This is a genomic window from Paenibacillus terreus (assembly GCF_042138595.1).
Taxonomy (GTDB): Bacteria; Bacillota; Bacilli; order Paenibacillales; family Paenibacillaceae; genus Paenibacillus; species Paenibacillus terreus.
On the sequence record NZ_JBHIRX010000020.1, the window covers coordinates 1 to 12,212 of the forward strand.

9 protein-coding genes are annotated in these 12,212 nt (G+C 49.6%); 4 read left to right on the forward strand and 5 right to left on the reverse strand.

Annotated elements, in window-relative coordinates:
• The first annotated feature begins 450 nt into the window (after positions 1-450).
• The 3 genes from ACE5KN_RS25880 to ACE5KN_RS25890 all read left to right on the forward strand — a co-directional run bounded on the left by ACE5KN_RS25880 (position 451) and on the right by ACE5KN_RS25890 (position 3,475).
• Entirely contained in the window at positions 451-1,098 is a 648-nt protein-coding gene (locus tag ACE5KN_RS25880) for a FusB/FusC family EF-G-binding protein (protein ID WP_375527450.1), read from the forward strand.
• Positions 1,099-1,308: 210 nt separating this feature from the next.
• The gene (locus ACE5KN_RS25885) at positions 1,309-2,754 is read left to right on the forward strand and encodes an amino acid ABC transporter substrate-binding protein/permease (RefSeq protein ID WP_375527451.1); all 1,446 of its coding nucleotides are present in this window, start codon (positions 1,309-1,311) and stop codon (positions 2,752-2,754) included.
• The gene (locus ACE5KN_RS25890) at positions 2,747-3,475 is read left to right on the forward strand and encodes an amino acid ABC transporter ATP-binding protein (protein WP_375527452.1); all 729 of its coding nucleotides are present in this window, start codon (positions 2,747-2,749) and stop codon (positions 3,473-3,475) included. The genes ACE5KN_RS25885 and ACE5KN_RS25890 overlap by 8 nt, the downstream gene beginning before the upstream one ends.
• 101 nt (positions 3,476-3,576) lie before the next feature.
• Here the strand turns inward: ACE5KN_RS25890 and ACE5KN_RS25895 are convergent, their stop codons facing one another.
• The 3 genes from ACE5KN_RS25895 to ACE5KN_RS25905 all read right to left on the reverse strand — a co-directional run bounded on the left by ACE5KN_RS25895 (position 3,577) and on the right by ACE5KN_RS25905 (position 8,011).
• On the reverse strand, positions 3,577-5,451 hold the full coding sequence (locus tag ACE5KN_RS25895; protein WP_375527453.1) for a beta-glucoside-specific PTS transporter subunit IIABC: 1,875 nt from the start codon (positions 5,449-5,451) through the stop codon (positions 3,577-3,579).
• Between the two features lie 77 nt (positions 5,452-5,528).
• Positions 5,529-6,812, reverse strand: a complete 1,284-nt coding sequence (locus tag ACE5KN_RS25900) for a glycoside hydrolase family 140 protein (protein ID WP_375527520.1) — start codon at positions 6,810-6,812, stop codon at positions 5,529-5,531.
• Between the two features lie 230 nt (positions 6,813-7,042).
• Positions 7,043-8,011 carry a LacI family DNA-binding transcriptional regulator gene (locus ACE5KN_RS25905; RefSeq protein ID WP_375527454.1) on the reverse strand — a complete coding sequence of 323 codons (969 nt, stop codon included), beginning with the start codon at positions 8,009-8,011 and terminating at the stop codon, positions 7,043-7,045.
• Between the two features lie 124 nt (positions 8,012-8,135).
• Here ACE5KN_RS25905 and ACE5KN_RS25910 point away from each other — a divergent pair, with 124 nt between their 5' ends.
• On the forward strand, positions 8,136-9,554 hold the full coding sequence (locus tag ACE5KN_RS25910) for a glycoside hydrolase family 1 protein (protein WP_375527521.1): 1,419 nt from the start codon (positions 8,136-8,138) through the stop codon (positions 9,552-9,554).
• A gap of 148 nt (positions 9,555-9,702) precedes the next feature.
• Here the strand turns inward: ACE5KN_RS25910 and ACE5KN_RS25915 are convergent, their stop codons facing one another.
• Positions 9,703-11,205 (reverse strand): alpha-glucosidase/alpha-galactosidase, encoded by a 1,503-nt coding sequence (locus tag ACE5KN_RS25915; RefSeq protein WP_375527455.1) that lies wholly within the window; start codon positions 11,203-11,205, stop codon positions 9,703-9,705.
• A gap of 96 nt (positions 11,206-11,301) precedes the next feature.
• Positions 11,302-12,207, reverse strand: a complete 906-nt coding sequence (locus ACE5KN_RS25920; RefSeq protein WP_375527456.1) for an AraC family transcriptional regulator — start codon at positions 12,205-12,207, stop codon at positions 11,302-11,304.
• Positions 12,208-12,212: the final 5 nt, after the last annotated feature.

The following is a 12,212-nucleotide window of genomic DNA, read 5'->3' on the forward strand; positions in this document are numbered from 1 at the left end:
CCAACTCAAGCGTTTTGAAAAAACGCACTTCGGAAGCATAGGCTTCGGTGCTGAAAACCTGACTTTTTGAACACGCATTATAAGGTAGAAGCACAGATTGTTCCTGATAGGGATTTTTGTTAAGATTAAAGAAAGTTTAAGTTTTCAGCAAAGCTGAAGCTTTCTTTAATCGCAAGAAAAACTTCCGTTAAACGCGGTCTGTCTTCTGTGAATTACGTCGATAGACGTTTTTCTTATAATTTTCTCATCATTTGTGATTGGGGGTTTTACCGTGGCAATGCTGAATTGCTCATTCACTAGGGAGTCCTCATGCAAAGCCTGATCTAGGGCGATACTTTGCATGGGGCGCGATAGGATGGAAGATTGATTTTATCGCCCACGCTTAATCGTTTCTTATAGCAGGCTTTGCACCTTATGATCTTTTAATGAAAAATAAGGGGCTGAAGAGCTATGAGTAAACCATTTATTAAAAATCATCAATATAACGTGATTAAGAAACAAGCGGAATTCATTCTGAGCACTTTGCGAAAAGTAGCGGATCGGAGTATCCTCGACACGGTAAGGTATAGCGCCTTAACGAATATTGTTGAAGCATTTCCTGACCTGACAGAGGATCAACGGCGGATGCTGGAACAAATAACGACCTTCGAGACGGCATACGATTTCCAAAGATATCTTGGCGAATTGGAATCATACCTGGAGCCATATCCACCGATTACACCCAAACAGATTGAGAAGCTTTTCCCGAAAAACAAGAAGCTGAAAGTACCTGATCTGCAATCCATCGACTTTCGATTTGTGACGTACCTCAGCTGGGTGGATATCGCCGCGAACAGATTATTCATTGTTTATCCGTTCGAAGGACAGTTCATCGGCATTGAGGGGAGAATTACGCCGACCAACAAGAAAGGGTATTGCCTGTTCTGCAATCGGCATCATGAGCTTGCATTCTTCCTGGTCAAGACCAAGCCTTCCGTTCCCACGCCGGATAATTATGCTGCCATTGGCCAATACGTATGCTTGGATAATCAGGTTTGCAATCAGAGTATTACCAATACAGGATCATTGGAGAAGTTCATTCTCTCCGTTCGAAAATAAAGGTTGTAACTAAAATGGGTTGCCTTTTTAAAGGCAGCCTGTTTTAGTTCCGGCTAATCGTTCTTCACCTTACATCTTATTACACAAAAAAAATATTCCCCCAACATATTATTGGAATGTATAATAATAATTACGGCTAAAAATGAGAATAGCTGATGTTACACAGAAATTCGGGTTCAAGCCCGAAGTCGACCGAGAAGAGGAGGACATATGAAGTCAACAAAGGTCTCAGTATTTATGCTATCGCTGCTGCTCCTCCTGGTGACCGGCTTGGCCGGTTGGGCGGGAAGTGCCACAGCGGAGCCGAATTCAGGTAAAACGTATGTAATCGGTACCGACATTACGTTTGCTCCATTTGAGTTTCAGGATGTAAACGGCAATTTCGTCGGCATTGACATGGATCTGATGGAGGCCATCGCCAAGGATCAAAATTTCAAGTATGAAATTAAGCCGTTAGGGTTCAACGCGGCCGTCCAGGCGCTTGAAGCCCATCAGGTGGATGGCGTCATCGCGGGCATGAGCATCACAGATGAGAGAAAGCAAAAATTCGATTTTTCAGAGCCCTATTTTCAATCCGGCGTAGTCATGGGCGTCAGCAAAAATAATGACACAATTAAGAGCTACGAAGATTTAAAAGGAAAAAAGGTAGCCGTTAAAACAGGCACGGAAGGCTACAGCTTTGCTGAATCCATTTCCTCCAAGTACGGGTTTACGATTGTCCCGTTCGACGATTCTTCCCAGATGTATGATGATGTGAAAACAGGCAATTCTGCTGCCTGCTTTGAAGATTATCCTGTCTTGGCCTATGGGGTGACCCAAAACAACGGTCTGAAAATCGTCACTGAGAAAGAAGAGGGAGGTTCATACGGTTTTGCCGTGAGCAAGGGCCAGAACCAGGAGCTTCTGCAAAAGTTCAACGCCGGTCTGGCCAACCTTCATACGAACGGTGAGTATGACCGTATCATGGAAAAGTATCTCGGTGAAAATGCATCCCCGGCGAATCTGAGCGGCTGGGCACTTATTAAGCAGTCTTTGCCGCCGCTTTTGAACGGTCTTGGTAAAACGGTGCTGTACACGATTATTTCCTTGATTTTTGCCTTTATTTTGGGATTGATTTTCGGCTTTATGAAAGTGGGGCAAAATCGGTTCCTGCGCGGTGTTGCCACGGTGTTTGTCGATCTGTTCCGCGGAATTCCGCTGATCGTCCTGGCTTTCTTTATCTACTTCGGGATTCCGCAGGCGTTCGGCTTTACAATGCCGCTGTTTCTGGCAGCGATCCTGACGCTCAGCTTGAATGCCGGCGCATATATAACGGAAATTATCCGCGGCGGGATTCAATCGATCGACCGCGGTCAATTGGAAGCGGCCCGTTCGCTCGGCCTGCCTTACCGTACAGCGATGATGAAGATTGTCATCCCGCAGGCCATACGTGTGATGATCCCGGCGTTTATCAATCAGTTTGTCATTACACTCAAAGACACGTCCATTTTATCGGCCATCGGTCTTGTCGAGCTGACACAATCGGGCAAAATCATTATCGCCAGAACGTTCGCATCCTTTGAAATCTGGCTCACTGTTGCGGTCATGTACCTGATTGTCATCACGATTTTAACGAAAATTTCTGACAGACTGGAGGCGAAAATCCGTCGTGGGTAAAATCCGGGTTGAAGGTTTAAAGAAAAGCTTTGGCTCGAATCATGTGCTGAAGGGAATCGATATGCAGGTCAAAGAAGGAGAAGTTGTCTGCCTCATCGGCCCTTCCGGTTCGGGGAAAAGTACGTTTTTGCGCTGTATTAACCAGTTGGAGGAGATCACGGGGGGCCGGGTTGTCGTTGACGATCAGGACCTGAATGATCCGAGAACGGACATTAATAAAGCACGTGAAAATATCGGCATGGTGTTCCAGCATTTTAACCTGTTTCCACATTTCAATGTGCTGAAAAACATCATGTTTGCTCCCATGGAGCTTGGCAAATTGAAAGAGGATGAGGCGCGCAGCACGGCACTTCGTCTGCTGAATCGGGTAGGCCTCGCGGACAAGGCGGATGCTTTCCCGAGCCAGCTGTCAGGCGGACAGAAGCAGCGGGTGGCGATTGCCCGCGCGCTCGCCATGAATCCCGATGTCATGCTGTTCGACGAACCGACTTCGGCCCTTGACCCGGAAATGGTAGGCGAGGTGCTTGGTGTTATGAAGGATCTGGCGCGTGAAGGCATGACGATGGTGATCGTTACCCACGAGATGGGCTTTGCCCGTGAAGTGGCGGACCGGGTCGTCTTTATGGATGGCGGTTTTATCGTTGAGCAAGGCCCGCCGGAAGAAATATTCGGGAATCCGAAGAATGAGCGCACGATCAGCTTTTTGGAGAAAGTGCTGTAAAGCGGTCTTTGATGTGAGCAAACGTTCGTAAAAACTAAAATGACCGATCACTGGCTGATTTCAGTCCATGATCGGTCATTTTTTTGTTCAGCTAAAGTGGATTATTTAATTAGAATCAACGGGTCGCCCGCGTGAATATGCCCATACTCTTTAACATGAATCTCCGCATAATCCGCAGTGTTGGATATGATAACGGATGTCGTTGTGTCGTACCCGGCGTTTCGGATCGCTTCGATATCGAATTCGACCAGCTTGTCGCCTTTTCTGACAGTGTCTCCTTCTTTAACAAAAGCAGTGAAATGTTCTCCCTTTAGTTTAACGGTATTAATGCCGATGTGAATCAATACTTCGACACCTTCATCAGACACAAGTCCGATGGCGTGTTTGGTTTTGAACAGCGTTTGTATGGTTCCAGAAATGGGAGCGTAAACTGCACCGGCAGCAGGCATGATCGCCGCTCCTTTGCCCATCGCTCCGCTGGAGAAGGCTTCATCCTGTACATCGGTTAACGGGAGCCATTCGCCGTCCAACGGACTGAAAACGGACTTTTCGGTTGCATTATGCTCATGCTCCAGGGCAGGAACGTCTGCAGCATGGGTTTCGTTACCGGATTCAACTGGAACGGCGTTTTTATAGCCGAACAGAAAAGTTAAAATAAAACCGCCGACAAAGGCCACAACAATTGAAATCAGGAGTCCGATGAACCCCCGGTCCACACCTTCCGGACCGATAAACATCGGGATGCCAAAAACGCCGCCTCCCGCAATACTGTAGTAGTTATTCGTACCAAACATGCCCGCTACGGCACCGCCGATCCCTCCGGCGATGGAGGCCAGGATAAAAGGCTTTTTCGCCGGCAGGGTAACGCCGTAAATGGCCGGTTCCGTAACCCCCATAAATCCCGCAATTGTAGCCGAGGTGGCAATCGGTTTCAGACGTTTGTCTTTTGTTTTCAAAGCAATAGCGAGGGTGGCTCCCGTCTGGGCGAAGATGGTGCAAAACAGCATGCCATTGATCGGATCGAAGCCTTTGTTCATAATATTATTGATTAAAATCGGAATAAACGCCCAGTGCAGTCCAAAGATAATGATGGATTGCCAGAATCCGGCCAGCAGGAGACCAGCGATGATCGGGCTTAAACCATAAACCCACAAACTGCCGGCGGCCAACTGGTCGCTGATAAATGTAGACACGGGTCCAACGGCAAGAAAGACAACCGGCGTGACGATGATTAAAGTTAACAATGGTACAAAAAACATTTTCATTGATGAAGGCATATACTTGTTGATAAACTTTTCGACAACTGCTGCCAAATAAGCCCCGATAATAATCGGAATGACCGATGAAGTGTAATTGAGCAGAACCACCGGTATATTCAGGAAGGTCAATGCCGTACCTTCGTTAAATGCCGCAACCATGGTCGGGTATACGAGAGCGGCCCCGATCAATGCCGACAAGTAAGGATTTCCGCCGAATTTCTTGCCCGCGGAGAAGCCGAGAAAGATCGGGAAGAAATAAAACAAGGCATCGGCTGTCGCGTACAAAATTTTGTAGGTACCCATGTCCGCGGTCAACCAGTGCAAGGTCGTGAACAGGGAGAGCAGACCCTTGAGGATACCAACCGCTGCCAGCACGCCGACCACCGGCATGAACACACCCGATATAATATCGACAAAACGGCTGAATAAATTTCCTTTCTGTTCTTCCTCGACAGGTTCGGCTTCCGCCGATATTCCCGGCAATTTCGTCAACTCGGCATAGACTTTCGGCACATCATTGCCGATGACCACCTGAAGCTGCCCGCCGCTTTCCACAACGGTGATGACCCCGTCGATCTGTTTGACCTGTTCCTTATCCGGCAGGGAACCGTCTTTGAGTTTGAAGCGCAAGCGGGTCATGCAGTGAATGACGCTGTTTACGTTTTCCGCTCCGCCAACCGATTTCAGGACTTCTTTAGCTGTTTTTTCGTAGTTCATTTTACTCACTCCCAGAGGTAAATGATGCTTTATCGAGCTGTATACGCTTTCCTTAAGGCGAAAAGGGGGGAAGCGGTTTATTTGCGCTGGCCGATGACCACTACATCTTGTTCGAAACGATGCATCGGAATGACGGATTTCCCATCCTTGGTTGCAACCTCTGTGACGGCAAATCTTTTCTTCTCCAGATCGATCGTGGTAAATGTGTAATCCCGAACGTCCCGGTTTAAGCGGACCCTGGTGTTTACCGGGATGTACAATACGATGGTATCGTCATTCGCGGCGGCGCGTATTTCCGGCGTTTCGTTCAGTACCATATCGGCCGGTGAGATGCCCACCAGGTTATAGCTTTCGAACAGGTATTTGATAAAGGCGTAATCCCATGCTCCTTCAAAGCGCAATGCATCTCTCCAGTCATAGGGTGCGTCAAAGCCTTCCCCTTCGACAATGCCGAACTTTTGGCCTTGCTTATGCCAGCTCCAAATCCCGTGGGCACCGTAGGTGATGCCTGCACCACCGCCGGCCAGCAGGCTTTGCCAAGCGGCTTTTCTTGCGTCGAAACGGGAATACCTTCCGTATACGTTGCGGCTGTAGCTGATTTGTTCATAACAGGGCTCTCCGTTAATGACGGGACGCGTGCGCGGTCGTGTATAAAAATGCTGGGCTATTTCGTGGGCCATAAATTGAAACTGCGAGTTATGGCCGGATTGATACATATAAAAATCCAGTCCGTCATGATTTTCGAACTCTTCCGGGAGATCTCTCAATCTGCCTTGAATATGGAGCGTGTTTATGCTTTCCGGACTAACGGCTTGCACCACTTCAAGCGCTTTCATATAATAGGCGTTTGCCCGCTCGCTTGGAAAGTCCGTATCCCCGCTGATGAAATAGATCGGGTTATATTTGGAGAACCGCTCTACTGCATATCTGACATAGGGCTCCACTGCGTCAAACGGCATTTTGTTGTCTTTTTGGAACATTCCGGCCCATGTATCCGGTACATAATTGCACCACAGGAGCACCAATGCAGGAATGAAACCGCGCTGAACGGCCATGCCAACCATTTGTTCCGCCCGTTCAAAGTATTCCTCGTTCAGACTGTAGTAATCGTACGAACCGTCTTTGTTCAATGAGAACGGATCGATTTGAATATCCGAACCGCTGGCGTCCCATTGACGCAGAAGGTTGATTTGCAGTACATTGAAGCCCTGCATTTTCCGAACATCCAAATATTCTGCCCATTCTTCGATGGAGGCATTGGTAAACGCACTCCATACGGTATCCGCCAGATAAAAAAAGGGTTTATCATTTAGCGTTAACGTTCGTCCGTGTTCAGCGACAGATAGCTTCGCCATGATCATCGTTCCTTTCAATGCAGATCCTTTGTTTATATAAAATTAATATAAAAAAGGCTTAAATTTTAGTGATAAAACTAAAATAATCCGTTTTCATAATGGATATTAGCATCTATATGACGGATAGTCAAATTATTTTTTTGAAAATAATTATAATAGTTTAGTTAAGTTTAGTTGGTGAATTCAGAAGAAAGCAAACAAGACCTGCCTCAGTGGACAGGTCTTGTTTGTCTAATTCAGGTGGTTTGACGCTTCACGAGCCGGAAGCTTAACTGCGAAGCTTCTACGGATTCGTCGCCAATGCTGTTCCACAAATCATAGAAAGCGTTCCACGCTTGCTCTTTAATCGGATTATGGATGGTTGTTAAACCAAGTGAGGCCGAAAGCTCGGTATCGTCAAAGCCGATAATCGCCAATTGCTCCGGGACAGCCAGATGATGACGGCGCGCCTCGTTTAATATACCCGCTGCCGCGTAATCATTGGAGCAGAGAACGGCCTCGGGCACCTCTTCCATGGCGGTGAGTGAACGCCAGGCTTGCTCGCCGTCAAGCATGCCGTAAACCTCATAACGGTACCAGTCGGATCGAACAGGCAAGCCGTGCCGCTTCATGATAGATTCGTACGCCAATCTGCGGCTCTGGATGTTCAGGCTGTCCGGTCTGCCAAAAACATTGGCGATTTTCGTGATTCCTTTTGCCAGCAAATGCTCCAGCCCCAGCCGGTAACCTTCCCCCTGATCCATCGCTACAGATGGGATTTGGCCTGCCCGCATGCGCTGCCAGGAGATGATTGGTCCGTAGCGGCAGTAGGAAGACAGTTTCCCGGGATCATTCACACAGGTGATAATTAAAAGTCCATCCACCCGCTTGCTCCTCAGATCTTCAAACGCCTGTATCTCTTTGGCTTGATCCCCTTGAGTAGTATAGATAATGGTTTGGAAATCATAACGTAAAGCAGCTTCGATGAAATGGTTCATAAATGGCAGCACAATTTCATGAAGGGATGTAATGACGATCCCGATTTGATTGGTCCGGCCTTTCGAGAGCGCTACCGCGTTCCGGTTGGGGGCATAATCAAGCTGCTGCATGATTTGCATAATCTTGTCCCGTGTTTCTTCGTTCACATGCGGCGAATGATTGATGACTCTTGATACCGTCGCTCTGGAGTATCCGGATAATTTCACGATCTGTTCAAACTTTGACATGTAAATACCCTTTCCCAAAACTTAAATTTGACATGTAACCCGTTACAACCGTTACGATTTAAAGCAAGGTTCAATCCAGTGTAGCATAAATTTATAAATGGGATGGAGTGTACAGCAGATGAGCATGCAGGAGATTCATTTTCCGGAAAATTTTCTGTGGGGAGGGGCCGTCGCAGCCAACCAGCTGGAGGGCGCATACAACGAGGACGGCAAAGGCTTGTCCGTACAGGATGTGACTCCCAAAGGGCTGGCTGGTCCGGTTACGGAAGCGCCGACACCTGACAATATGAAGCTGGTGGGCATTGATTTTTACCACCGTTACAAGGAAGACGTCAAGCTGTTTGCAGAAATGGGTTTTAAAGTGTTTCGCACGTCCATTGCCTGGTCGCGGATTTTTCCGAAAGGGGATGAGACGGAACCTAATGAAAAAGGGCTGCAATTTTACGATGATTTGTTTGATGAATGCCTGAAATACGGGATCGAACCGCTGGTCACTTTGTCTCATTACGAAACCCCTTTGCATCTTGCGAAGGAATACGACGGCTGGGTCAACCGGAAGCTGGTGGATTTTTATACCCGTTATGCAGCCACGGTATTTAAACGGTACAAGGGGAAAGTGAAATACTGGCTGACCTTTAATGAGATCAACTCCATTTTGGAGGCTCCGTTTATGAGCGGAGGCATCTATACGCCGAAGGACAAGCTCAGCAAGCAGGATCTTTATCAGGCTGTGCACCATGAGCTCGTAGCCAGTGCGGCCGCGGTCAAGCTCTGCCATGAAATTGATCCGCAAGCCAAAATCGGCTGCATGATGCTGAGCATGCCTACCTACCCACTAACGTCTAAACCGGATGACGTGATTAAAGTCATGGAGTTTGAACGACGGAACTATTTCTTTGGTAATGTGCACGCCCGCGGTGTGTATCCGGGATACATGAAACGTTATTTTAGAGAGAATGGAATTGAAATTAAATTCGCGCCCGGCGACGAGGAGATTTTGCGGAACACCGTCGATTTTATTTCATTCAGCTATTATATGAGCGTGTGCCAGACGGCCGATCCGGAGAAGAGTGCGGCCGGTGAAGGGAATATCCTTGGCGGCATTCCCAACCCGTATCTGCCGGCAAGCGAATGGGGATGGCAGATCGATCCGCAAGGGCTGCGCATTGTCCTGAACGACTTTTATGACCGTTATCAAAAACCGCTGTTTATCGTGGAAAACGGTCTGGGAGCGGTCGATGAGCTGATCGTAAATGAAGCAGGAGAGAAGACGGTGGAGGACGATTACCGCATTCAATATTTGAACGATCATCTGGTGCAGGTTGCAGAAGCCATTGCCGATGGCGTGGAGGTAATGGGGTACACGTCCTGGGGCTGCATCGACCTGGTCAGCGCTTCGACGGCTCAGCTCAAGAAGCGCTACGGCTTCATTTATGTGGACCGTCACGACGATGGCTCCGGTACTCTGGAGCGTTATCGCAAAAAGTCTTTTTATTGGTACAAGGAAGTCATTGCGACAAACGGCAAAAGTCTCAAGCGGTAAGCACTTCATTAAGCATTCGCCATTCGCTGCATGAATAAGGCGTCTGCTCTGCGGATGTCTGATATAAAGCTTATATTTTCAGAAAAAAAACCAGCGGTACTTTGAATTCCGGGCACCGCTGGTTTTGCCTATTTTGGCATGACATATTTCATCGCTTGCGTGCCCGTTCCTTTCCTTTATCCGCTTCCCCGGCATTGCGGTTGGCCGCTTCGCGATCCAGCTTCATCTCCTCGACTGTCTTGACCTTCAGACGGGCTGCGCCTTCGTAGGCGCGCACCGGAATCAGGTCCCCAGAAGCCAGCCGCTCTTTGGCTGCGGCAATCGCCTCCGTATACTGCGGCAGCCATGCCTCCTGTGCGACCAGCATTTCATCAACGAGCTGCCAGATTTCCTTCGGATTGCAGACGGCACCGACCAGCGGGTCCATCATGAACGCCTGGCGCAGCAGCTTGTCATCGCCATGAATGGCCGCTTCCACCGCCAGCCGCTGCACGGAGATGCTGGCATTGCAGACGGCTGCCGGCCCGAGCGGCAGTTCGCCGACGACCGGCATCGAGATGCCGTTGCCGTCAGCATAACCCGGCGCTTCAATAATCGCGTCATCCGGCAGATTGGAGATGATGCCGCGGTTCACGGTGTTGAAATGCCCACGGTAGACCCGCCCGGTCTCCAGTCCTTCAATAATGTAGGAACCGTGCTCTTGACCTCTGCGCGCCGGCTTATATTCCAGCGCCGGCTCCTTCATCCAGTTCGGGAAGTCGGTCTCGAACCAGTTCCGTCCCTCCGTGCATACGCGGAGATATCCGCCAGTCTCTCCGTTAATCCAGGAGCCCAGATCGATCCATTCCTTGATCTCATCGGGACGCTTGCGGTACCATGGCACATATTCGCTTAAATGCCCGTTCGATTCTGTGCTGTAATAGCCAAAGCGGCGCAGCATATCGATCCGCACCTTCTCGGTGCGCGCATAATCGGGATGCTTCTCGAACGCTTCCAGCAGCCCTGGGGTCAAATCCTTGCCGTTATGGCGAATCTGAATGTACCAGGTCTGGTGGTTGATGCCCGCACAGATAATATCGACTTCTTCCTTCTTCAGGCCATAGACATTGGCGATCTGCTCATGCCCGTGCTGCACGCCGTGACAGAGCCCAATAGTCCGTACTCCGCCGTATTTGTTGCATGCCCAGGTCAGCATCGCCATCGGATTGGCGTAATTGAGCAGCAGCACATCCGGATGAGCCAGCTCGCGGATGTCCTTGCAGATGTCCATCATGACGGCAATCCCGCGCTGGCCGTACATGATTCCGCCTGCACACAGCGTATCTCCTACACATTGGTCTATACCGTACTTTAACGGAATATCCACATCGGTGGCAAAAGCCTCCAGTCCTCCGACCCGAATCGTGCATAGCACATATTTGGCGTCCTTGAGCGCCTCTCTGCGATCTGTTGTAGACTGAATGCGGATATTCAGCCCATTCTCCTCAATATCCCGCTGGCACAGCTCTGTCACCATCTGCAAATTATGTTCATTGATATCCGTGAAGGCGATACTCACATCACGGAATTCCGGCACCGTCAGCAAATCCCGCAGCAGGCCGCGAGTAAACCCGATGCTGCCAGCACCTATAAAAGTCACTTTGAATGACATGTCGTTTCCCTCCCACAGGTTTGATATGCACCCCAATTGTAGCAACGACAGGGAGGGAAGCGTTATCAAATTCATGACTTGTTTGCATGCAAAGTGTTAACAATCGTCACCTCGCTGCTCATGGGCGAAGCGGACCGCCTCCACCGATTGGCGATAATCGGAAGGGGTCATGCCTGTTGCGCTTTTGAACAGCTTGTGCAGGTAGGGGCGGCTGTGTACCCCAACATAGTCCGCGATGTCCGCAACCGGAATATCGGTCTCGCGCAGCAGCATCTTTGCCTTTTCCATGCGAAAGCCGGTCAGATACGACATGATGGACTGCCCGATCTTCTGCTTGAAGATTCGCTGTACATAACCCGGGTGCAGATTGACCGCTTCGGCCACCTGTTTGATCTGGACGGGGCGGTCATAATTCTGATGCAGAAAGTCCAGGCACTGCCTGACATATTGATTCTGCATATCTCCGCCCTGACTCTCCAGCTCATGGTACAGCCTTGCGATCCGCAGCAGCAGCCCGGTGAGCTGCACCTGAACCAGCATCTCCGAGCGCTCCTTGCGGTCAAGCTCCAGCACGAGGCTCTTCAACACATGATATACCTCGTGCGGCTCTCTTAACAGCAAATAGGGCTGAGGACAGTCCAGCAGGGCCGCCATCTGCATGTCCGCCGCCGCCAGCTCCGCAGCGGAGAGATAAGCTCCCGCAAGCTCTTCAAAACGGAATTCCACGTTCAGCATCCGGCATGAATGCTCCACCAGCAGTCGATGCGGGATATGCCCGTCCAAAATAATGAATTCCCCTTTTTTGAGCACCGATCTGTGCGTCTGCCCGCCAAAGGACAGCTCCACCGCGCAGCTTCCGGCGATGACATACATGATCTCCGTCGACGGGTGGGTATGCAGCGCCATCTCGTATTCGTTCCATTCCTTGAAATAATAGGCGGTAATGAACGGACGGCAGCCGGCCGTTTCCCCCTTGAGCCTGAACAGCCCTTGCGGCCCCATGTGCT

Excerpts from the sequence above, each read along its gene's own strand:
- ACE5KN_RS25880 (WP_375527450.1), top strand. The coding sequence starts at position 451 with ATGAGTAAACCATTTATTAAAAATCATCAATATAACGTGATTAAGAAA.
- ACE5KN_RS25885 (WP_375527451.1), top strand. The coding sequence starts at position 1,309 with ATGAAGTCAACAAAGGTCTCAGTATTTATGCTATCGCTGCTGCTCCTC.
- ACE5KN_RS25895 (WP_375527453.1), bottom strand. The coding sequence starts at position 5,451 with ATGAACTACGAAAAAACAGCTAAAGAAGTCCTGAAATCGGTTGGCGGA.
- ACE5KN_RS25900 (WP_375527520.1), bottom strand. The coding sequence starts at position 6,812 with ATGATCATGGCGAAGCTATCTGTCGCTGAACACGGACGAACGTTAACG.
- ACE5KN_RS25905 (WP_375527454.1), bottom strand. The coding sequence starts at position 8,011 with ATGTCAAAGTTTGAACAGATCGTGAAATTATCCGGATACTCCAGAGCG.
- ACE5KN_RS25910 (WP_375527521.1), top strand. The coding sequence starts at position 8,136 with ATGCAGGAGATTCATTTTCCGGAAAATTTTCTGTGGGGAGGGGCCGTC.
- ACE5KN_RS25915 (WP_375527455.1), bottom strand. The coding sequence starts at position 11,205 with ATGTCATTCAAAGTGACTTTTATAGGTGCTGGCAGCATCGGGTTTACT.
- ACE5KN_RS25920 (WP_375527456.1), bottom strand. The coding sequence starts at position 12,207 with ATGGGGCCGCAAGGGCTGTTCAGGCTCAAGGGGGAAACGGCCGGCTGC.